The following is a 20,053-nucleotide window of genomic DNA, read 5'->3' as shown; positions in this document are numbered from 1 at the left end:
CTCCTTGCTGGAACTGCTACTTCACCTCGACCTGCACACGCACGGCACCGTCACCGGTGGACGCGAGCGCCTGCGAGATCAAGCTGCTGATATTGATTTGCGGCCCCGCCGTGCGCGCCGCGTCGGCGAGCGGCTGCAATTGGGGTGCGAGGGTCTTCAATTCGGGCCCGGCCTGCCGCAACCATTCGGTCAGCCCGACCAGGAAGGGTGCCAGTCCGTTGCCATCCACATATGCCTGGGGACCGGGGGCACGCTCGACGAGTCTACCGACCGCAGTGATGAGCTGCTCGAGCGACTGCTCGAACTGCACAAATGCCGGTGCGGCAGCCGCGGTCGCCGCACCCATGCCTTCCATATTCGAGGCCGCGACCTGGAAGCTGTTGAGTAGCTGGGCAATCTTGGGCTCGCGGCTCAGAATGGCCGCGGCCAGCAGGTCGCCCGCGCGGGTCAGATTCGGCATGGCCGAATCGGTGTCGTGGAAGGCCGCGCTCAGCGTGCTCGCGAGCGAGGCGGCCACCGTGGGATCGAGCTGGTTCATGACCTTGTTGACCAGTCGCGACACCTCGGGAATCGACAACGGCGACTTCACCGCCGCGGCGTCGAGCCGCTGGCCGTCCTGGATGTAGGGACCGCCCGCGGTGCGAGGCCGGAACTCCACGAACGGCTCGCCCAGCGCGGAGAGCTGCTCGATGGTGATGTCGCTGTCGGTCGGCAGTCTCCGGTCGCCGTCGATGCGGAAGCCCACCTCCACGCCGCGCGCGGTGGAGTCCACCGAGGTGATCTTCCCGACCCGCATGCCGGTGAGCAGAATCGGCGAACCCACGCTCAGGCCACCGGAATTCGCCATCACCAGCGACGCGTCGGTGTGGTGCGCGAACGGATCCGCCCGCACCACCCCGAAGGTCAGATAGCTCGCGCCCACCACGGTGACCACCGCGATGCCGCCCAGCGACGCCACCGAACCCCACTTCATCGCACCGCTCCGATCACGCGCAGCCCGGCCAGCATGGTGGTGACCTGATCGTCACGCGACACCGAATCCGCGTGGACGCCGGTCACATTCACCTTCGGGCCGTTCTCGACGAAGGGAATCAGCTTGTCGCGCAACAGCGAGACCAGCAGCGACAGGTTCGAGGGCACCGACAGATCCAGCGGCTTGCCCGACAGCGCCAGCGGCGCGAAGGACTGCGTCACCGGATCCAGCGCGGTGGCCAGCGGGGCCAGCCACACCAGCGACTGCCCGAGTTGCCCGAGCACCGCGAAGATCTGGGTGACGCCCTTGATGGAATTGGTGACACCGGTCATGGCGTCCACCGACTCCTGGCTCAGCTGGTGGTCCAGGAAGTCGGCGCGGTCGTGCAGCACCTGCGCGTTCACGCCCAGACCGTTGAGCAGCTTGTCGACCTGATCCAGGTTCGCGGACAGATCCACCGCGTTCCCGGCGGCGTTCTGCGCGATCCGCTTGGTCTCGTTCGGGTCCTGCGGCAGCACGGCGTTGAAGTGATTGATGATGTCCTGCAACTGGTTCACCGCCCCGCCCTGGGTGAAGGCGGCCAGCGCGGCCATGGTGTCCTCGAGCTGCACCGGCGGCCGGGTGTGGTCCCGGGCGATGGTGCCGCCGTCCTTCAGCAGCGTGCCGAAACCGTCCGGCGGCGTGCTCAGGGCCAGGTGGATGTCGCCGAGCACGGTGTTCTGCCGCAGCTCGGCCACCGTGGTCGTCGGCAACTGGACCTTCGAGGAGATCTCGGCGTCCACCACGACGTAGCCGCCGCGTCCGCCCGCGTGCGCCGAATCCACCACGCGCACACCGTCGACCGTGCCGACCTGCGCGCCATTGGCGATGACCTTCGCCTTGGCTGGCAGGTTCAGCACATTGCCGAACTCGATGTGGATGCGATAGGTCGAACCCGAGATGGTGGTCCCGGGCACCGGCACCGCCGCGGGGTCGAACGCGCAGCCGCCGACTCCGGCGAGCAATCCGGCCGCCAGCACAGCCGCACCCGCGCGATCGAGCCGACGTCGCGCCGGGGCGGTCTCGGCGCGACCGGCGGCCGCGGTGTCGAGCTGGAAGTTCCAGCGTCCGATTCTCATCGCGCACCTGCCATTCCGAGCACCAGGGGCACCAGCGGGACGTTCACCATGCCGTTGGCGGCGTCGGTGCAGCTGCCGGGGGTGACCGCGTTGAGGGCGGCGCAGACCTGCTCGGACTGCGGGGCCGGGAGCGCGGCCCGCGGCGAACCGTAGGTGACGCCGTTGCCCATCACGGTCTGGGCGGCATTGGTCAGCACCGGCATCTTGCGCACCACCTCCGAGAGCGAGCCGACATTGGCGCGCAGCAGGCGCACCAGCGGCAGCGTGTCGTCCAGCGCGCGCATGATCGGGTCGCCCGCGATGGTGACCAGGTCGTTGAGCATGGGCAGCACCGCACCGAGGTTGTCGATGAGTTGCGCTCCGGGACCGAGTAATTCGGTGCTGGCGTTGTTCAGGGCCGGGCCCAGGCGCAGCAGCATGGAGCGCAGGTCACCCCAGTGCTGCTCGACCTTCTCGCCCACCGAGGCGAAGGCGTCGAAGATGCCCGCCAGGTGACCGATGTCGGCATCCGGTTGCGCCAGCGCCGAGCCCAGCTTCTTGACGATCTCGTTGATCTGCGGGCCCGCGCCCCGGGTCGCCGAGTCGAGACCGGACAGGCCGTGCGCCAGCGCGTCCGGGGCCTGCGCCTGCTGCAACTGCGAGGACAGGTCGGCGAGCGCGGTCAGAGTCTCCGTCATGCTCTTGGGCGTCAGCGATTTGGTGATGCATTTCGAGGAATCCCAGTGCGCGAGGTTCTTGCCGCCGTTGAGCACCGCCAGATTGCGGTCGGCCACAATGGAATCCGAGACGGTGGTGGCCGCGGCGTCGGCGTACACCGGGTACTTCGCGTCGACGGAGAACTTCACCTTCACCTTGGTGCCGTCGGAGTCGACGGAATCGACCGTGCCGACCGGGATCCCGCGCATGGTCACCTTGTTGCCCGCGTACAGGCCGACCGCGTCGGGCATGACGGCGCAATAGGCCACCGTCTTCTTCATCGGATCGAACCAGACGAAGTAGCCGGCCACGGCCACCAGCACCACGACCATCGCGCCCGCGACCGACATGAACGCCTGCGAACCGAGCATCCGCTTGAACATCAGCAGTCCTTCCCGGGCACCGGCACGCACACCTGAGGCTGGGCGGGCAGGGTGACCGTCTGCCGCGACTGGTCGATCTGCACGCCGCCGTCCGGAATCACCAGCTCCGAGAGCTTCTTCTGGAGTCCCTGCGCGGCGGCCAGCGTCGGCTCGAACTTCTGGCCGAGCTGCTCGAGCTGGGTGATCGCGTCGGTCAGCATGGGCTTCAGGTCCGTCCAGGCCGGCTGCGCCCCGCCCAGGCGGCCGAGCACGTCACTGAGCAGGCGGATCGCCTCGGCCATCTCCGAATGCTTGTCGTCGAGCACCGTGACCAGCAGGTTGGCATTGTCCATGAGCCGACCGAGGTCGGTCTTCGCGCCGTCGTACATGCGCACGTACTCGTCGGCCACCGCCACCGCGTTCGACACCTGGCTGCGCTGCTTGTTCAGCGCGTCCACATAGGTGCCGACCGTGCGCAGCGTGGTGCGCAGGGTGTCGGGGGCGCCGTCGATCGAAGTGCCCAGCGCGGCCAGGTTCTGGTTCAGCGTCGAGCCGTCGATCTCGGCCAGCGGGGTGGCCGCGTCCTGGAAGGTCTCGATCAGGCTGTACGGCAGGCGCACCCGGTCGGCGGGGATGGCCGCCGAACCCAGCGGTTTGCTGCCCGCCGGGAAGACCGCCACGTAATGGCCGCCGACGATGGTGAGCATGCGGATGTCGAGGGAGGTCTGATCACCCAGGAACACATCGTCTTTCACCGTGAAGCGCATGACGACCTTGTCCGGCTTCAGTTCCAGGGACTTGACCTCGCCGACCGAGATCCCGGCCACACGCACGTCGTCGCCCGCCTTCACCGACTGCGCCTCGGACAGCTCCGCGGTGTAGGTGTGCTTGCCGAACGGGATCACGTACAGCGCGCCGGCGGCGGTCAGGCCGAGCACGACCACGATCGCGCCGATGACGCCCTGGCGCAGATGCCGCTTCCGCTTGGTCGCGTCGTCCACGACGCGGTCGTCACGCTTCAAGAACCCGGGCAGTCTCATCCGTTGCACACCGCCACCTGTTGTCCCGAAACGAGCACCTTGACCACCGCGGGCAGTTCCGCGGTTCCCTTGCTGCACACCGGCTTCCAGCCGCCGGGGCTGGTCGGCAGCGCCACGTCGGCCGCGCTCAGCACGGCGGGCAGCCGGCCGAAGACCGCCACCGCCTCCTTGGCGTCGGGGAAGATCTGCCGGATCAGCGCGTCCACATCGGAGCCGCTGTTGATCCCCAGCGTGCGCAGCAGGTTGTCGATCGGCCGCAGCACCGACGGCGCGGTCACCGCGAATTGCGCGAGCCCGCCGATGTTCTGCTGCAACGCCTCGAAGATGTCGGAGAGCTGCTTCAGCAGCGGCACCAGGTAGTGCACGCGCCCGCCCAGCCGGTCCGAGAGATCCGACATGTTGTGGATCAGCGTCCAGATCACCTGCTGCCGATTGTCCACGTACGACGCCAGTTTCCCGATCGCGTCCATGGCCGGGCCCAGACCGCTGCCGTCGCCCTCGATCAACGCGACCATGCTGGCGCTGAACTGGTTGATGGCCTCGGGAGAGATGGTCTGCAGCACCGGCTTCAGGCCATTGAACAGCTGCGTCACGTCGAACGACGGCACCGTGTGGTCCTCGCCGATGCGCGCGCCCGCCGCCAGCCGGACGCCCGGCTGTGGCTGCTGCTGCAGATCGATGTACCGCTGCCCGGTCAGATTCTGGTAGCGGATGGCCAGTTTCGAATTGTCGTAGACCGGCGAATCGGTCTTGACCGACACCTGTACCCGCGCCTTCGCGCCCTCCAGGCCGACCTGCTTCACCTTGCCGACCTGCACGCCGAACATGCGCACGTCATCGCCGACCTTGAGGCCGTTGGCGTCGGTGAAGATCGCGTCGTGAAGTTCCGTCTCGCCCGAGACCGGCCGCTGAATCGCGGTGAGCACCAACATGAGCACCACTCCGATGACGCCCGCGAACAACGCGAGTCGCCAGCCCGCCTGCTTCACGCTCATCGCGCGCCTCCCAGCAGTGGCACCGCGATCCCGGGCACACCTTTCAGTTCGACCTGCACGTTGAGCACCGGCCCCTGCCCGTTGTCGGGCATGGCGGCGCGCAAACGCTCGAGCAGCAAACGCAATTCGGCCGAGGACTGCTGTGGCTGCGGCACCATCTGCGCCAGCGCGGTCAGCACCGGGACGAGCATGTCGGTGGCGCCCGAGAGTTGAGTTCCGGCCTGCGAGAGCGTCGCCGCCAACGTTGGCAGCAGTTGTCCGGTGACGATCGCGACGCCCTTGTCGTAGGTCGCGCGATCGGTCTGCAGGCGCTGCATGCTGCGGATCAGATCCACCACCTGCACGGTCGCGCCCGCGAACTGGCCGCCGCCGTCGAAGGCCGGGCCGAGCTCGCCGAACAGCTGCGACATCGGCATCTTCTGGTTGTCGGTGATGGTGCGCTGCGCGGTGATCAAAGCTTGAGCCAGCGGCATGAAGGCCTTCGTGTCGGCCGCAGCCTGCGCGATGACCGAGGCCATCTGCGGCGTCAGCACCGAATCGCCCACCTGCGCGGCACTGCGCAGCAGCGAGCCCATGGTGGCGTCGTAGACCTCGTCCGCGCGGCGGCCGGTGAAGTCCAGCACCGTGCCCGAGCGCAGCGGGGAACCGCCCGCGCCCCTGCGCAATTCGATCTCGCTGATGCCGAACAGGTTGGCGGGCGCGTAATCCACCCGCAGGCTGTCGTCGAGGCCGAACAGCTTCGAATTGTCGAGCCGCAACGAGATCTGCTGGGTGCCGTGCTTGTCGGGCGCTATCTCGGTGACCTTGCCGACCACCACGCCATTGGCGCGCACATCCGTGCCGACCAGCACGCCGTCACCGATCTGCTCGGTGCGCAACGAGATCGGCATCCCCGGCTCGTCCTGCTGAGACCGGTACAGCGCCCAGCCGGCGACCACCGTCACCACCAGCGCCAAGGCCACGGTGCCGACCGTCATCGCGCGCTTGCGATCGACGGCCACACCCGGCATTCCGTAATTCGGCATCCCCTACCCCGTGAACGTAATCGCCGAGTTGAAGCCCCACAGGGCCAGCGACATCACCATGTCCATGGCCACGATGGCCACCGACGACGCGCGGACCGCCTTACCCGAGGCGATGCCCACGCCCTCCGGACCACCGGTCGCGAAGAAGCCGAAGTAGCAATGGATCAGGATCACCACCACCGCGAACACGGCCACCTTCACCACCGCCGCGATCACGTCGAAGCCGGAGACGAACTGGAAGAAATAGTGGTCGTACACACCGGCCGAGGCCCCGTGCACCAGCGTGATCAGCCCGCGGCAGGCCGCGTAGGACAGGATCAGCGCGATCAGGAAGGTCGGCACGATGGCCACCGCGCCCGCCAGCACGCGGGTGGTCACCACGAAGGGAACCGAACGCAGACCGAGGGATTCGATGGCGTCGATCTCCTCGGAGATGCGCATCGAACCGATCTCCGCGGTCATGCGGCAGCCCGCCTGCGCGGCGAAACCGATGGCCGCCACGATCGGGGCCAGCTCACGCGTGGTGGCGTAGGCCGACACCAGACCCGACACCGGGCCCATGCCCAGCATGTCGAGGGTGGTGAAGGACTCCACCGCCACCGACGCGCCCATGACCAGACCGAGCACGATCATCATCGGAACCGTGCCGCCGCCCACGATGACCGAGCCGCGGCCCCAGGTCATATCACTGATGGCGCGCATGGTCTCCGCGCGATACCGCTTCAGCGTCAACGGAATCGACGACAGCACCTGCCAGACGAAGGCCAGCGTGAAACCCAGGTTCTCCACCCGGCGCAAGATCAGGCCCCGCTTGCGATAGGCGCGCGCGAACGGGCCCAGCCCCTTGGGCACGTAGGTAGCCGACATCAGGCCAGCCTGGTGGGCAGGAACAGATCGGTGATCTGCGTGGCGACCAGGTTCACCGTCACGATCGACACCACCGACAACACCACCGCGGCGTTCACGGCGTCGGCGACACCCCGCGGGCCGCCCTTCGCCTCGAGCCCGCGCTGGCAGGCGATGATCACCACGAGGAAACCGAAGATGACGGCCTTCAACAGCGACACCCACACATCGGCGGTGGTGGTGAAGGACCCGAAGGTGGACCAGTACGAGCCGGGCGTGACGCCCTGCCCGCCGATGGCGACGCCGTACCCGGCGAGCACGCCGACGAAGATGATGAGCACATTCAGCAGCGGCGCCACGAAGACCATCGCCACCAGCCGCGGGATCACCAGGCGGTGAATCGGGCTGATGCCCATGGTGTTCAGCGCGTCGATCTCCTCACGGATGGTGCGCGCGCCCAGATCCGCGGCCAGCGCCGCCGCGCCCGCGCCGCCCAGCAGGAAGCCGGTGGCCAGCGGTGCGCCCTGCTTGATGACGCCCAGGCCGCCGGTCGCGCCCAGCAGCGAGTCCGCGCCCAGGGTATGGATCAGATTGCCCACCTGGACCGAGACGATGACGCCGAACGGAATCGCGATGAGGATGGCCGGAATCGCGGTGACCGTGATCAGCCGCCACGCCTGCAGGATCGCCTCTTTCCACTGGAACTGGCGACGCGCGATATCGGTGAAGGTCCCGACCACGGCCTCCTCGGCGATGCCGACCGCGCGGCCGAAGGTGCGCAGCGACGCCACCGAGGTGCTGGAGAAGTTGTCCCGCACGATGCGCACGGCCGACCGGCTCTGGACGGCCCGGGTCATCGGGGGACTACTTCTTCGAGACGCCGGAACCGACGCAGGGTGACGAGCTTCAAATTTCTTCTCCGTGATCGGCAACACTGCCTGCCATCAAAGCTAATGGTTACCCGGAGTTACAACAAATCGGACCAGAGTGTGACCGGAGCCTCTGAGTTACCGATGGGTACCGAGGTTGTTGATCCCGGTCAGCGAGACAAAGGCCCACGTGACCTGGGAATCTAGAACGTGTTATCAGAGCCGATCCGCTATAACCATGATCCTGGACACCTGACCAAAATCCGTGCGGACAACCCGGTTCGAGCCCCTCGGCCATACCCGCAGCCGAATCGAGTGATCTCTCAGCAACCCTCGACTTCCCGGCGAACCCGCGCGCAACCCGGACACTGCGTGTTCACTGTCGCGTGTGGACAACACGGTGTCGGCGGTCCTGCGCACGATCGAGGCCGGCGACTGGGCGGAATTCGCGAAACTGGTGCACCCCTACGTGCACTGGACCGAGGACGGGGTCACCACGCGCGGGCGCACCCGGGTGATGGCGCTGCTGTCCCGGCACCACGCCACCGCACCGGCGACATCCGTCGAACTACGCGACGGCCAGATCTACCGCTGGACCTCGTGACCCCGGCTCCGGATCTCGCGCCCCCGGCTACGGGCTGACCGCGAGAAAGACGAAGGCGGAGAACAACACCAGGTGCACACAGCCCTGGAGCAGCGTCGCGCGACCGGGCACCACGGTCAGCGCGCCGACCACCACGGTCAGGGCCAGCAGCACCATCTGGGTCGCGCCCAGGCCGAGCATGAGCGGACCCGAGATCCAGATCGAGGCCAGCGCGATGGCGGGGATGGTCAGGCCGATGCTGGCCATGGCCGAACCCAGCGCCAGATTCAGCGAGATCTGCACCCGGTCCCGGCGCGCGGTCCGCACGGCCGCGATGGTCTCGGGCAGCAGGACCAGCATCGCGATCACCACACCGACCGCGGACGGCGGCAGCCCGACGGCCGCGATCCCGTATTCGATATTGGGCGACTCCACCTTCGCCAAACCGACCACTCCGATCAGGGCAACCAGCAGCAAACCCAGGCTGCGCAGCGACTCCCGACGGGTCGGCCGCTCCTCGTGCTCGTCCTCGGCCCCCGCGGACGAACCCTCGACGGGCAGGAAGTCGTCCGGATGCCGGACCGTCTGCACCATCACGAAGACCCCGTAGAGCACCAGCGACGCCACCGCGGCGAAGATCAGCTGCGAGGCCGAGAAAACCGGACCCGGCTCACTGGTGGTGAAGGTCGGCAGCACCAGACTCAGCGTGGCCAGCGTCGCGACCGTGGCCAGCGCCCCGCCCGTGCCCTCGGCATTGAAGACGGCCACCCGCCGCCGCAACGCTCCCACCAGCAGGGACAGCCCGAAAATGCCATTGCACGTGATCATTACGGCGGCGAAGACGGTGTCGCGGGCCAGCGAGGCGGACTTCTCGCCGCTGGACACCATGAGCGTGACGATCAGGCCGACCTCGATGATGGTCACCGCCACCGCCAGGATCAGCGACCCGAACGGCTCCCCCACCCGGTGCGCCACCGTCTCCGCGTGATGCACCGACGACAGCACCGCGCCGATCAGCCAGATCCCGACCAGAACCGCCACCGTCGAGTTCAGTTCCCGGCCCCATGTCACCGTCAATACCAGTGCCGCCGCCAGCGGAAGGATGACCGACCAATACCGCTTGCAGAAACCCACCATGGCCCCCATCGTTCCAGCAAACCGTCCGCTTCCCCCGGAAGTGGGAGCGATGCCTCGCCCGATCACGCTCCCGCATGAGTCGTGAACTGTGAATTACGCTGATCAGGTGGACGACATCGGAGCCGAAACCACCGGCACCACGGCACCGCACCCGCACGAGCCGCACGACACCAGTCTCTCGGCCAAACTCAACTGGCTGCGCGCGGGCGTGCTCGGCGCCAATGACGGCATCGTCTCGACCGCCGGTCTGGTGGTCGGCGTCGCGGCCGCCTCCACCGACTCCGACGCCATTCTCACCGCGGGCATCGCCGGACTCGCCGCGGGCGCGATCTCCATGGCGGTCGGCGAATACGTCTCGGTCAGCACCCAGCGCGACACCGAACGCGCCCTGCTGTCCAAGGAGAAGCGCGAACTGGCCGAGGAACCCGAGTACGAACTGACCGAACTCACCGGCATCTACCGGGCCAAGGGCCTGAGCGAGGAAACCGCGCGCCAGGTGGCCGCGGAGCTCACCGCGCACGACGCCTTCGCCGCCCACGCCGAGGCCGAATTGGGTTTGAACCCCCACGATCTCACCAACCCGTGGCACGCCGCGCTGTCCTCGGCCGTCTCCTTCACCATCGGCGCGCTGCTGCCGCTGATCGCCATCCTGGTGCCGCCGGTCCAGTGGCGCATCCCCGTCTGTTTCGCCGCGGTGCTGGTGGCGCTGGCCATCACCGGATCGGTCAGTGCCCGGATGGGCGGCGCCAACCCGCGCCGCGCGGTGCTGCGCGTGGTGCTCGGCGGCGCGATCGCCATGGCCGTCACCTACGGCATCGGCCAGCTCGCGGGCGTCGCCGGAATCTGACGCGTTCGGCCCTACGGCTATTCCGCCACGGGCGGCGGCGCCGGCGGTTCGACCGGGGCCGCGCCGGGCTCTATCACCACGGGGACGTCCACCGGACGCGGCGGCGCGGGGCGCAGCGTGGTCGGCCGGGCCCAGACCGGGGTCGGGAGCGGGGCGGACACAGGGGGATTCGGGGCCTGGGATCGGGCCGGCTGGGACGGTGCGGGCGGAACCTGGCCCGCCGGAGCGATATTCGGCGGACGCTGCGCCGGAGCGTGCGGATCGTGGCGCAGCCGCGGCACATTCACCACCGAGGTGTCGGCGACCGGACCCTCGGCCGAGGACGTGATCAGCACGCCCACCCCGATGCCCGCCGCCATCAGCACGGCCGCGAGCAGGACCTGCCCCAGGCGACGCGGATCGAGATCACCGGTGTCACGCCGGATGTCGTCGGCGGTTCCGAGCATGGCTGTCCTCCTTCGGATTCCGCGTCGCGCGGCTAGGGAGCGGGCGGTGGGGGCGGGGGCACCAGGAACGGCAGGATCGGGGCGAGAATGTCGGGCAGCGCGGGCGGCGGAGGCGGCGGCGCCGGGGCGGGCACGGGTTCCGGCGCTGGCGCCGGAGCCGGGGCGGGCACGGGCGCCGGCTCGGGCGCGACCTCGACCGGGGGCGGCGGCGGGACGTAATGCTCGGTTTGCGGTGCGGGAGCGGGATTCTGCGCTACCGGGGCGGGCGGCGGAGGCGGCGGTGCGGCGGGACCGGGGGCCGGGGCGGGTCCGGGCGGCGGAGCCGAGGCGGGGGCCGGGACCCGTGAGGTGGTGGCGTCGACCGGCTGCTGCGAGGTGCTGGGCGCCGGGCCGGCCGGGGCTTCGGGCCCGCCGCGGCTGTTCCAGCCCTCCCGCAGGGCGCCACCGATCAGCGCGATCACCATGCTCAGCGACAGCACCACGAGTCCGGCGAGCATCTTCGGCGACATCGCCCCCGGTGCGCTCAGACCCGGGGTGCCCTCGGCGGACGCTTCGTCCGCCGCCTCGGGTCTCTCGTGCACCGCACCCACCGTCACCGGGGAACTCCTTCGGTCGAAGCGTTAGCCGCAGATCCGAAAAGCCACTCCTTCAAGCACGCTACACAGATTTGCCGAATTGCAGAACCTTCCACTTGATAAGGAAATCGTTCCAGGTGGATATCTTTTCCAACTGGTTGCCAACAGATAGCGGTCACTCCATGGTGATCACCACCTTGCCGAACGGGTCACCCTCCATGAAGTAGCGGTACGCCTCGACCGACTCCTCGAACGGGTACACCCGATCGATCACCGGCCGGACCTCGTGCTCGGCCAGCGCGGCATTCATCGCCTCGAAATCCGCCCGGCTGCCGACCGCGATGCGGCGGATCGACACGAACTTGCCCCCGAACAGGCTGGGCGGCTGCGGCTGTCCCGGCGCCGGCGAAAACGCCCCGATCAATGTCACCTGCGCGTTGTACGCCGCGGAGGCAACGGATTTCGGCAGCGTGGGCATGCCGACGGCCTCCACCGCGTGCTGGACGCCCTCGCCGCCGGTGAGCTCGAGCACCGCCCGCTCCCAATCCGGCACCTGGACCCGGTCGATCACCTCGTCGGCGCCCAGCTTCCGCAACCGCTCCGCCTTCTCGGCCGAGGACGTGATCGAAATGACCCGCGCCCCCAGCATTTTGGCGTGCTGCACCGCCGCCAGCGCCACCGTGCCGGTGCCGGTGGTCAGCACGGTCTCCCCCGGTCCCGCCGGGATCGGCTTGGTCAGCGCGGCCCAGGCGACGAGCCCCGCGCAGGTCAGCGACGCGGCCTCGGCATCGGTGAGATGCGCGGGCACATGGACCACCGAATCCTCCTCCAGCAGTACGTAGGTGGCGAGCCACCCGTCGTGATTCGCGCCGTACTGCTGGGCGGACGCCGCCTGCAACTGCGGGCCGTCGATCCAGGAGACGAAGTAGGTGCCGGCCACCCGGTCGCCGATCGCGGCTCGGGTCACCCGATCGCCCTTCGCGATCACGTCGCCGACGCCGTCGACCAGCGGCACGACGCCGGGACGGGCGGGCAGCACATAGCTGCCCTCCAGCAGCATGATGTCGCGGCGGTTGAGCGCGGTGGCGCGCACCCGCACCACGACCTGGCGCGGGCCCGGCACCGGAATCTCCTGCGCTCGGGTGGTCAGCCCGGCGAGGCCGCGCTGCGATTCCAGTTGGTAGGCAATGCCGTTCATGGTCTGCTCCGTGGGTTCGAGTCCGGTTGTCGAGAAGCGAGTCTGTGCGGTCCGGCGAATCCACGCGATTCCCTCCAGGGAATGATCGGATGGCCGCCCACGTCATTCCCTGGAGGGAATCGCGTGACCGCATCCCCGTCCGCACAGTGGAGGTATGACGACCATGGCCGTGGCGACGACGACACCCTTCGCCCAGGAATTGCGCGGCTGGCGCACCCGGCGACGGCTCAGCCAGCTCGATCTCGCCATCGCGGCCGAGACCAGCCAGCGGTATCTGAGCTTCCTGGAACAGGGCCGCTCGCATCCCGGGCGGACCATGGTGGTGCGGCTGGCCGAGGTGCTCGGACTGTCCCTGCGCGAACGCAACGCGATGCTGCTGGCGGCCGGGTACGCCCCGGTGTTTCCCGAATCCTCCTTGGACGCACCGGAACTCGGCGCGGTCCGGCACGCGCTCGACACCATCCTGCAGGGACACCTGCCGTATCCGGCGGTGGTGACGCGCCCCTTCGGGGTGCTGGTGGCGGCGAATCCGGCCTTCGAGCTGCTGACCGAGGGCTGCGCGCCGGAGCTGCTGGAGTCGCCCGTCAATGTGCTGCGCCTGGCCCTGCATCCGGACGGGCTGGCGCGGCGGGTGGTGAACCTGCCCGAGTGGGGCCGCCACATCACCGACAGCCTGCGCAATCGGGCGGGCCGCAGCCCCGATCCGGCGCTGGACGCGCTCATCGCGGAGCTCGAGGGCTATCTGCCGCCGGTGGATCCCGGGCCCGGGCACCTGGGTTTCGCGGTGCCGCTGCGACTCCGCTCCGACGCCGGTGAGCTGCGGCTCATCACCACCCTCACCTCGTTCGCGACGGCCACCGACATCACCCTGTCGGAGCTGCACCTGGAGGCGTTCCTGCCCGCCGACCAGGCCACCTCCGATCTGCTGCGGGCGCGCTTCGCCGCGGAGTAAGTGCTTGCGACCTCATTACTCGTAGACGTATATTCGTAGACGAGTAAGGAGGTGCCGCATGGCCCGCAAGCGCAAGGTCGCCAATCTGATGGGTCTGGCGGTGCTGTCCGCCGTCGTGCTCCAGCCCATGCACCGGTACGAGATCGCCGCGAGGTTGCGGGCCTGGGGCAAGGACAACGACATGGGCATCAAATGGGGCTCGCTCTATACCGTCGTGGACAACCTCACCAAACACGGTTTCCTGGAGATCACCGGCAGCGAACGCGACGGCGCGCGCCCCGAACGCACCATCTACCGCATCACCGACGCGGGCCGCGCCGAACTGCTGGACTGGACCCGCGAACTCATCGCCGAACCGGAACCCGAGAAGCGCCGCTTCATGGCCGGACTCTCCGTGCTCTCGGTGCTGCCCCCGGACGAGGTCGTCGACCTGCTCACCCGGCGAATCACCAAGCTGGACAGCATCATCGCCGAAACCCGCGCCCAACTGGCCGCCCTGGAAGGCTCACTGCCGCGCCTGTTCCTGGTCGAAGAAGACTACGAACTGACCATGCTGGCGGCCGAGGCCGACTGGGCCCGCGGCCTGCGCGACGCGCTCGCCGACGGCAGTTTCCCGGACACCGAGGGCTGGCGGGCCTGGCATCGCAACGGCGTCGTACCCCCCGACCTGGCAGAGCTGGCCGCGGAAGGGGGCGCGAACACACCGCACACTCAGCACGACTCATGAACGGAACCGGGCCCCGGCGAGGGTGCTGCAACACCGCCACCGAAGCCCGGAACACACCGTCTCGAACCGCGTCCGTGCAGGCGAACCCGGCACCGAGTTTGGCAACTACAGGATAACTGGGTTCTCCACGCGCGGGACGGTTCGGGGTTTTCGGCAAGCCTTCGAACACTTCTCGGGAGAGACCCATGTCCACATCCACTCGTTCCGCGATCATCATCGGCGGCGGCATCTCCGGCCCCGTCACCGCCACCGCCCTGCGCCGGGCCGGTATCGACGCCACCGTCTTCGAGGCCTACCCGGGCCCCGCCTACGGGATCGGCGCCAATCTCGCCCTCGCGCCCAATGGCGTCGCCGCCCTCGATCTGGTCGGGGCCGGAGATCCGGTGCGCGCCAAGGCCGTACCCGTCAGCCGCTCCACGATGTCGGTCAACAGCAAGCAGTTCGCGCTGCCCGGACTGGCCGACATCGAGCCGCTGCGCGTGGTCGACCGCTCCGACCTGCACGAGATCCTGCACGACACCGCCGTCGCGGCCGGGGTGCGCTTCGAATACGACAAGCGGCTGGTCGAGGTGGAGGAGCACGCGGGCGGCGTCACCGCGATCTTCGCCGACGGCAGCAGCGCGACCGCGGATGTGCTGATCGGCGCGGACGGCATCCGCTCCACCGTGCGCACCCTGGTCGACCCGAACGCGCCCGGACCCACCTACCTGCGCATGCTCGGCTTCGGCGCGTACACCGACGCACCCCTCGACCTGGAGCCGGAGACCATGACCTTCGCCTTCGGGAAGCGGGCCTACTACCTGTACTGGGCCATGCCCGACGGCCGGGTCGCGTGGGGCGCGAATCTCCCTGCCGAGCAGTACTACTCGCTCACCGAGGCCCGCGCGGTATCCACCGACCAGTGGCTGCGCACCCTGCGCGAGACCTACGCCGATGACCTGCCCGGCCGGCAGCTGGCCGAGGCCACCACCGCCGCCCAGCTCCAGGTGATCGGCGCGCTGCAGATCATGCCGTCGGTGCCGCACTGGCACCGCGGGCGGATGGCGCTCACCGGCGACGCCATCCACGCGCCCAGCAACACCTCCGGACAGGGGGCGTCCCTGGCCATCGAGAGCGGCATCGAGCTGGCTCGCTGCCTGCGCGACATCGACGACCCGGCAATGGCTTTCGCCACCTACGAGGCGCTGCGGCGGCCGCGGGTGGAGGGGGTCGCGGCCCGGGTGGCGCGGATGAACCAGACCAAGGCGGCCGGGCCGGTCGCCCGGATGGCCATGCAGTTGATGATGCCGATCATGTTCAAGCGGATGAATCCGGAGAAGATGCTCGGCGGCGAGCAGCGGTTCCGGATCGACTGGGACGCCACCGTGCGGCCCGCCACCGTCAACGCCTGATCGGACTAGTGGCCGACCGGCAGCACGTCGGGCCGGTCGGCCTCGTCCAGCAGTTTGGTGGCGATATTGTCGATCGCCTGGTCCAGCAGCGCCCGATCCGCCGGATCGGTGGAATCCCAATCGGTGAGCTGACTTTCGAGCCAGCGCTTCCACGCGCCCCGCACCCGATCGACCTCCTGCTCACCCTTGGCGGTGAGGGCGAGTTCGCCGCCGTCGCGGCGCAACAACCCCTCCCGTTCCGCCTTCACGTACACCGGATCGATCAATTCCGCGGGGATCCAATGGGTTCGGGCGATGTCCTCGAGGGTGGCGGCGCCGCGCAACCGGTTGTACATGCGCACCTGACCCAACGCCCATGCCTCGTCCCGCCCGAGCGAACTGCCCGCCGCCGCCAGGATTCCCGGATCCGGCACCGTGTTCTCCCGCAGCTTGCGCAGCACTCCCGCCACACACCGCTCCAGCTGCACCAGCCGGTCGCCCGAGTCCGGCATCGAGAACTGCTCCCCCACATCGGTGGCCTCCGCGCGAGCGCTGTCCCGCAGCGTGACCTGCTTCAGGAACCACGCCACGACGAAGCCGAGCACCGCCACCGGCACCACCCAGCGGAAGACGAAGTCGATGGAGTCGGCGTAGGCGTGGATGATCGGCGCGGCCTGCTGTGGCGGCAGCTCCCGCAGCAGCGCCGGACTCTGCGCGACCTGCGGCGGCACCCGCGATTCGATCAGCGCCGCTTCCAGATTCGGCCGCAGCTGATTGGAGTACAGGGTGCCGAACACGGTGGTTCCGAACGCGCTGCCGATGGTCCGGAAGAAGGTGACCCCGGAGGTGGCGGTCCCCAGATCCGAGTACGGGACGCTGTTCTGCACGGCGATGGTCAGCACCTGCATGGCCAGACCGACGCCCAGGCCCAGGATCAGCATGTACAGCGACATCAACCAGGTGCTGGTGCCCGGACCCATGGTCGACATGAGGTAGAGGCCCACCGCCATCACCGCGCACCCGATGATCGGAAAAGCCTTGTAGTGCCCCGTCTTCCCGACGATATTGCCCGACAGGATGGAGGTGAAGAACAAGCCGACCACGAGCGGCAGCGTGCGCAGCCCGGACGCGGTGGCCGACACGCCTTCCACGTATTGCAGATACGCGGGCAGGTAGGTCATGGCCCCGAGCAGCGCGAAGCCGACGATGAAGCTCAGGATCGAGCACACGGTGAACACATTGCTGCGGAACAGGTGCATGGGCAGCATGGGTTCGCGGGCCCGGAACTCCGCGGCCACGAAGGTCGCCAACGCCGCCGCGGCGCCCATGAACAGTCCGAGGATGGTGGGCGAGCTCCACGCGTATTCCTGTCCGCCCCACTCCAATCCGAGGATCAGGCAGGTGACGCCGATGGCGACGAGCGCGATGCCGAGGTAGTCCACGATCGGCTTGACGACGGCCCGGGTCATGGGGATGGTGCGGGCAGCGGCGGCGATCATGACGACGGCGATCGGGACATTGACGTAGAAGCACCAGCGCCAGCTGAGGTGGTCGGTGAACAGTCCGCCCAGGGTCGGCCCGAGCACGGTGGTGATGCCGAAGATCGCGCCCAGCGCGCCCTGATACTTGCCGCGTTCGCGCAGCGGGATGACGTCGGCGATGAGCGCCATGGAGGTGACCATGAGCCCGCCCGCGCCCAGGCCCTGGATGGCGCGAGCCACGATGAGCAGCGTCATGCCGTGCGCGAGCCCGGCGATCATCGAGCCGACGATGAACACGGCCCCACTGATCTGGAAGACCAGTTTGCGGCCGAACAGGTCACCGAACTTGCCGGACAAGGCGGTGGCGATGGCCTCGGCCACCAGGTAGGAGGTGACCACCCAGGCCATGTGCCCGGCCCCGCCGAGATCCGCCACGATGGTGGGCAGCGCGGTGGAGACGATGGTGGAGTCCAGCGCGGCCATGAGCATGCCGAGCGCGACGGTTCCGAAGACGACATTCCTTCGGCCCCGGCTCATCGGCGGCGGCGGGACGGGCTTGGCGGCGGTGACGCTGGCACCGGTCATCGGCCCAGTATGTTGCGCTCACCAGCGAAGATGCGGCAACGACACGGCAAACCGGGCATTGCGGGAGACAATGGGCGAGTTCGGCCTACCGCTGGAACTTACTCTGCAGTAAGGTCGGGACATCCGAGTGCGGAGCCGCACTGCGAACGCCGAACCTGCGAGGTCAACAGCCATGGCATGGAAGCCCAGCGATATCCCCGACCAGACCGGGCGCACGGTCGTCATCACCGGCGCCAACGGCGGCCTCGGCGAGCAGACCACCAAGGTGCTCGCGGGCAAGGGCGCGACCGTGATCATGGCCTGCCGCAATGCCGCCAAGGCCCAGCAGGTCGCCGACCGCATCGAGGGCGACGTGCGGGTGGCGAGCCTGGACCTGGCCAGCCTGGACTCGGTCCGGCAGTTCGCCGAGAGCACCGGCGAATTCGACGTCCTGATCAATAACGCGGGCCTGATGAACATCCCGTTCTCGCGGACCCAGGACGGCTTCGAGACCCAGTGGGGCGTGAACCATCTCGGCCACTTCGCGCTGACCGGGCTGCTGCTCGACAAGATCGGCGACCGGGTGGTCACGCTGGCCTCGATCGCCCACAAGCAGACCCCCAAGCTGTGGATCGACGACCTCAACTACGAGCACCGCCGCTACCAGCGCAACCTCGCCTACGCGCAGGCCAAGCTGTCCAACCTGATGTTCGCGCGGGAACTGCAGCAGCGACTCGCCGCGGCGGGCTCGGCCAAGCGCTCCTACGCCGTGCACCCGGGCGTCTCGGCCACCGACCTGTTCGCCCACACCGAAACCCTGCTGGACAAGGTCTCCAAGCCGTTCATCCGGATCGTCGGCCAGTCGCCGTTCCACGCGGCCTACTCCTCGCTGTTCGCGGCCACCGAGACCGACGCCGACCCGAACACCTACTGGGGTCCGACCCGCTTCTTCGGCAGCCAGGGCCCGGTCGAGGCCTCGCCGTCCAGCAAGATCTCCCGGGATCCGGAACTACTGCGCCGGCTGTGGGAGGAATCCGAGCGTTTGACCGGGGTCACATTCAAGTTCTGATCGGCAACCTGCCTACTACGGGACCCGTAGTAGGCAGGTACCGTGGAGTGCGTGTCCGCTCCCCAACGCCGCCCGGCCCTGATCGTGTTCGTGGTCGTGGCGTTCACGGCATGCCTGGGTCTGGGCTACTGGCAGTGGACCCGGTTCGAATCGGGCGGCGGCACCTATCAGAATCTCGGCTACGCGCTGCAGTGGCCGCTCTTCGCCGGATTCGTGATCTGGGCTTATGTCCGCTTCGTGCGGCTCGAGAAGGAAGCCGGGGAGGAAGAGACCCCGCCCGTCGAGCCCGGCACCGAGGCCACCGCCCGCCCCCGTCGCCCGACACCGGCCGCACCGCGTGAGATTCCCGCGGGCCTGCTGCCGGAGCGCCCCCAGGCCGCCCGGGACGAGGACCCAGAGCTCGCCGAATACAACAGGTATCTGGCCGACCTGCACGCCCGCGATATGGACGACCAGGTCCGTGACGCGGGACTGCAGCACACCGAGAGGAGCGCCGGTTGAGCGCCAGCGACAATTCCGCGCCGTCCCCCGTCGCCACCGAGACCACCGCGCCGGCCCGCCCGCTCGGTTCGGCCGCGCCCGAGAAGATCCGCGGCGCGCTGACCCGCTACCGCGTGCTCGCCTACATCACCGGCGTCTGGCTGCTGGTGCTGTGCGGCGAGATGGTCTACAAGTACCTGCTCCTCGACGACAGCAGCACCGCCCCGCACTGGCTGTTCTACATCGGCCAGGTGCACGGGCTGTTCTACATGCTGTACCTGGTCTTCACCATCGACCTGGGCATCAAGGCGCGGTGGCAGCCCATGACCACCTTCCTGACCTGCCTGGCGGGCACGATTCCCTTCCTGTCCTTCGTCTTCGAGCACAACCGCACCCGAGAGGTGAAGGCAGCTTTCGGCCTCTGACCTCCCCCGCCTCTCCGCGCCTTCAGCGGGCGGCTGAGAGCCGTCAACCGACATGCGCCCGTGCCGGCGGTCAGGTGCCGAAACCATCACGGGCGTACCCGGCGAGTTACCCCAATCGGCACGAAATCAGTTGCCATGTCCCGATCGAGTGACACGTGAACAGTGAGAAGGGGTTCGGAGACATGTCAACTGATTTCGTGCCGATTGGGGTAACTCGCCGGGTACGCCCGTGATGGTTTCGGCACCTGACCGCCGGCACGGGCGCATGTCGGTTG

21 protein-coding genes are annotated in these 20,053 nt (G+C 68.6%); 8 read left to right on the top strand and 13 right to left on the bottom strand.

Annotation, left to right across the window (positions count from 1 at the left end; all coding sequences use genetic code 11):
- Positions 1 to 16 precede the first annotated feature (16 nt).
- Genes ABZ382_RS30055 through ABZ382_RS30020 form a run of 8 tightly spaced genes read right to left on the bottom strand, consistent with a single transcriptional unit; the run spans position 17 to position 7,912 of the window.
- Positions 17 to 973, bottom strand: coding sequence for an MlaD family protein (locus ABZ382_RS30055; RefSeq protein WP_357095832.1), 957 nt, complete (start codon positions 971 to 973; stop codon positions 17 to 19).
- Positions 970 to 2,091 carry an MlaD family protein gene (locus ABZ382_RS30050; RefSeq protein WP_357095829.1) on the bottom strand — a complete coding sequence of 374 codons (1,122 nt, stop codon included), beginning with the start codon at positions 2,089 to 2,091 and terminating at the stop codon, positions 970 to 972. The genes ABZ382_RS30055 and ABZ382_RS30050 overlap by 4 nt, the downstream gene beginning before the upstream one ends.
- Positions 2,088 to 3,170, bottom strand: coding sequence for an MlaD family protein (locus ABZ382_RS30045; protein ID WP_357095828.1), 1,083 nt, complete (start codon positions 3,168 to 3,170; stop codon positions 2,088 to 2,090). Before ABZ382_RS30045 ends, ABZ382_RS30050 begins: the two co-directional genes overlap by 4 nt.
- The gene (locus tag ABZ382_RS30040) at positions 3,170 to 4,189 is read right to left on the bottom strand and encodes an MlaD family protein (protein ID WP_357096059.1); all 1,020 of its coding nucleotides are present in this window, start codon (positions 4,187 to 4,189) and stop codon (positions 3,170 to 3,172) included. Before ABZ382_RS30040 ends, ABZ382_RS30045 begins: the two co-directional genes overlap by 1 nt.
- Positions 4,186 to 5,184: an MlaD family protein gene (locus tag ABZ382_RS30035; RefSeq protein ID WP_357095825.1), complete on the bottom strand. Its 999-nt coding sequence runs from the start codon at positions 5,182 to 5,184 to the stop codon at positions 4,186 to 4,188. Before ABZ382_RS30035 ends, ABZ382_RS30040 begins: the two co-directional genes overlap by 4 nt.
- Positions 5,181 to 6,209, bottom strand: coding sequence for an MlaD family protein (locus tag ABZ382_RS30030; protein ID WP_357095823.1), 1,029 nt, complete (start codon positions 6,207 to 6,209; stop codon positions 5,181 to 5,183). Before ABZ382_RS30030 ends, ABZ382_RS30035 begins: the two co-directional genes overlap by 4 nt.
- Positions 6,210 to 6,212: 3 nt before the next feature.
- Entirely contained in the window at positions 6,213 to 7,079 is an 867-nt protein-coding gene (locus ABZ382_RS30025) for an ABC transporter permease (protein ID WP_357096056.1), read from the bottom strand.
- Entirely contained in the window at positions 7,076 to 7,912 is an 837-nt protein-coding gene (locus tag ABZ382_RS30020) for an ABC transporter permease (RefSeq protein ID WP_357095820.1), read from the bottom strand. Before ABZ382_RS30020 ends, ABZ382_RS30025 begins: the two co-directional genes overlap by 4 nt.
- Before the next feature lie 400 nt (positions 7,913 to 8,312).
- Between ABZ382_RS30020 and ABZ382_RS30015 the strand changes: the two genes are divergently transcribed.
- A complete protein-coding gene (locus ABZ382_RS30015; protein ID WP_357095817.1) occupies positions 8,313 to 8,528 on the top strand; it encodes a nuclear transport factor 2 family protein in 216 nt (71 codons plus the stop codon).
- Between the two features lie 27 nt (positions 8,529 to 8,555).
- Here the strand turns inward: ABZ382_RS30015 and ABZ382_RS30010 are convergent, their stop codons facing one another.
- Positions 8,556 to 9,644 carry a calcium:proton antiporter gene (locus tag ABZ382_RS30010; RefSeq protein WP_357095814.1) on the bottom strand — a complete coding sequence of 363 codons (1,089 nt, stop codon included), beginning with the start codon at positions 9,642 to 9,644 and terminating at the stop codon, positions 8,556 to 8,558.
- 115 nt (positions 9,645 to 9,759) lie between these two features.
- On the opposite strand from ABZ382_RS30010, the gene ABZ382_RS30005 reads away from it, so the two are divergent.
- A complete protein-coding gene (locus tag ABZ382_RS30005) occupies positions 9,760 to 10,491 on the top strand; it encodes a VIT family protein (RefSeq protein WP_357096053.1) in 732 nt (243 codons plus the stop codon).
- 17 nt (positions 10,492 to 10,508) lie between these two features.
- Here the strand turns inward: ABZ382_RS30005 and ABZ382_RS30000 are convergent, their stop codons facing one another.
- From ABZ382_RS30000 to ABZ382_RS29990, 3 genes are all read right to left on the bottom strand, one after another.
- A complete protein-coding gene (locus ABZ382_RS30000) occupies positions 10,509 to 10,937 on the bottom strand; it encodes a hypothetical protein (RefSeq protein ID WP_357095811.1) in 429 nt (142 codons plus the stop codon).
- A 32-nt stretch (positions 10,938 to 10,969) separates the two neighbouring features.
- Positions 10,970 to 11,533: a hypothetical protein gene (locus tag ABZ382_RS29995; RefSeq protein ID WP_357095808.1), complete on the bottom strand. Its 564-nt coding sequence runs from the start codon at positions 11,531 to 11,533 to the stop codon at positions 10,970 to 10,972.
- 154 nt (positions 11,534 to 11,687) lie between these two features.
- Positions 11,688 to 12,710 carry an NAD(P)-dependent alcohol dehydrogenase gene (locus ABZ382_RS29990; protein ID WP_357095805.1) on the bottom strand — a complete coding sequence of 341 codons (1,023 nt, stop codon included), beginning with the start codon at positions 12,708 to 12,710 and terminating at the stop codon, positions 11,688 to 11,690.
- A 154-nt stretch (positions 12,711 to 12,864) separates the two neighbouring features.
- Between ABZ382_RS29990 and ABZ382_RS29985 the strand changes: the two genes are divergently transcribed.
- From ABZ382_RS29985 to ABZ382_RS29975, 3 genes are all read left to right on the top strand, one after another.
- Positions 12,865 to 13,662, top strand: a complete 798-nt coding sequence (locus tag ABZ382_RS29985; RefSeq protein ID WP_357095802.1) for a helix-turn-helix transcriptional regulator — start codon at positions 12,865 to 12,867, stop codon at positions 13,660 to 13,662.
- Positions 13,663 to 13,720: 58 nt separating this feature from the next.
- Positions 13,721 to 14,389 carry a PadR family transcriptional regulator gene (locus ABZ382_RS29980; RefSeq protein WP_357095799.1) on the top strand — a complete coding sequence of 223 codons (669 nt, stop codon included), beginning with the start codon at positions 13,721 to 13,723 and terminating at the stop codon, positions 14,387 to 14,389.
- A 185-nt stretch (positions 14,390 to 14,574) separates the two neighbouring features.
- Positions 14,575 to 15,780 carry an NAD(P)/FAD-dependent oxidoreductase gene (locus ABZ382_RS29975; RefSeq protein WP_357095796.1) on the top strand — a complete coding sequence of 402 codons (1,206 nt, stop codon included), beginning with the start codon at positions 14,575 to 14,577 and terminating at the stop codon, positions 15,778 to 15,780.
- 5 nt (positions 15,781 to 15,785) lie between these two features.
- Here the strand turns inward: ABZ382_RS29975 and ABZ382_RS29970 are convergent, their stop codons facing one another.
- Complete coding sequence (locus ABZ382_RS29970; protein WP_357096050.1) at positions 15,786 to 17,777, bottom strand: MDR family MFS transporter; 1,992 nt, start codon at positions 17,775 to 17,777, stop codon at positions 15,786 to 15,788.
- A gap of 220 nt (positions 17,778 to 17,997) precedes the next feature.
- On the opposite strand from ABZ382_RS29970, the gene ABZ382_RS29965 reads away from it, so the two are divergent.
- The 3 genes from ABZ382_RS29965 to ABZ382_RS29955 all read left to right on the top strand — a co-directional run bounded on the left by ABZ382_RS29965 (position 17,998) and on the right by ABZ382_RS29955 (position 19,778).
- The gene (locus ABZ382_RS29965; protein WP_357095794.1) at positions 17,998 to 18,873 is read left to right on the top strand and encodes an oxidoreductase; all 876 of its coding nucleotides are present in this window, start codon (positions 17,998 to 18,000) and stop codon (positions 18,871 to 18,873) included.
- A 42-nt stretch (positions 18,874 to 18,915) separates the two neighbouring features.
- Complete coding sequence (locus tag ABZ382_RS29960) at positions 18,916 to 19,374, top strand: transcriptional regulator (RefSeq protein ID WP_357095791.1); 459 nt, start codon at positions 18,916 to 18,918, stop codon at positions 19,372 to 19,374.
- 86 nt (positions 19,375 to 19,460) lie between these two features.
- Entirely contained in the window at positions 19,461 to 19,778 is a 318-nt protein-coding gene (locus tag ABZ382_RS29955; protein ID WP_357096047.1) for a DUF3817 domain-containing protein, read from the top strand.
- Positions 19,779 to 20,053 lie beyond the last annotated feature (275 nt).

Source organism: Nocardia sp. NPDC005825, assembly GCF_040630175.1.
Classification (GTDB): Bacteria; Actinomycetota; Actinomycetes; order Mycobacteriales; family Mycobacteriaceae; genus Nocardia.
Note: the sequence above shows the minus strand (reverse complement) of the source record. Positions and strands in the feature narration are given on the sequence as shown.

What these genes read in the sequence shown, in the direction of transcription:
- ABZ382_RS30055 (WP_357095832.1), bottom strand. Translation starts at nt 973, where the DNA reads ATGAAGTGGGGTTCGGTGGCGTCGCTGGGCGGCATCGCGGTGGTCACC.
- ABZ382_RS30050 (WP_357095829.1), bottom strand. Translation starts at nt 2,091, where the DNA reads ATGAGAATCGGACGCTGGAACTTCCAGCTCGACACCGCGGCCGCCGGT.
- ABZ382_RS30045 (WP_357095828.1), bottom strand. Translation starts at nt 3,170, where the DNA reads ATGTTCAAGCGGATGCTCGGTTCGCAGGCGTTCATGTCGGTCGCGGGC.
- ABZ382_RS30040 (WP_357096059.1), bottom strand. Translation starts at nt 4,189, where the DNA reads ATGAGACTGCCCGGGTTCTTGAAGCGTGACGACCGCGTCGTGGACGAC.
- ABZ382_RS30035 (WP_357095825.1), bottom strand. Translation starts at nt 5,184, where the DNA reads ATGAGCGTGAAGCAGGCGGGCTGGCGACTCGCGTTGTTCGCGGGCGTC.
- ABZ382_RS30030 (WP_357095823.1), bottom strand. Translation starts at nt 6,209, where the DNA reads ATGCCGAATTACGGAATGCCGGGTGTGGCCGTCGATCGCAAGCGCGCG.
- ABZ382_RS30020 (WP_357095820.1), bottom strand. Translation starts at nt 7,912, where the DNA reads ATGACCCGGGCCGTCCAGAGCCGGTCGGCCGTGCGCATCGTGCGGGAC.
- ABZ382_RS30010 (WP_357095814.1), bottom strand. Translation starts at nt 9,644, where the DNA reads ATGGTGGGTTTCTGCAAGCGGTATTGGTCGGTCATCCTTCCGCTGGCG.
- ABZ382_RS30000 (WP_357095811.1), bottom strand. Translation starts at nt 10,937, where the DNA reads ATGCTCGGAACCGCCGACGACATCCGGCGTGACACCGGTGATCTCGAT.
- ABZ382_RS29990 (WP_357095805.1), bottom strand. Translation starts at nt 12,710, where the DNA reads ATGAACGGCATTGCCTACCAACTGGAATCGCAGCGCGGCCTCGCCGGG.
- ABZ382_RS29985 (WP_357095802.1), top strand. Translation starts at nt 12,865, where the DNA reads ATGACGACCATGGCCGTGGCGACGACGACACCCTTCGCCCAGGAATTG.
- ABZ382_RS29980 (WP_357095799.1), top strand. Translation starts at nt 13,721, where the DNA reads ATGGCCCGCAAGCGCAAGGTCGCCAATCTGATGGGTCTGGCGGTGCTG.
- ABZ382_RS29975 (WP_357095796.1), top strand. Translation starts at nt 14,575, where the DNA reads ATGTCCACATCCACTCGTTCCGCGATCATCATCGGCGGCGGCATCTCC.
- ABZ382_RS29970 (WP_357096050.1), bottom strand. Translation starts at nt 17,777, where the DNA reads ATGAGCCGGGGCCGAAGGAATGTCGTCTTCGGAACCGTCGCGCTCGGC.
- ABZ382_RS29965 (WP_357095794.1), top strand. Translation starts at nt 17,998, where the DNA reads ATGGCATGGAAGCCCAGCGATATCCCCGACCAGACCGGGCGCACGGTC.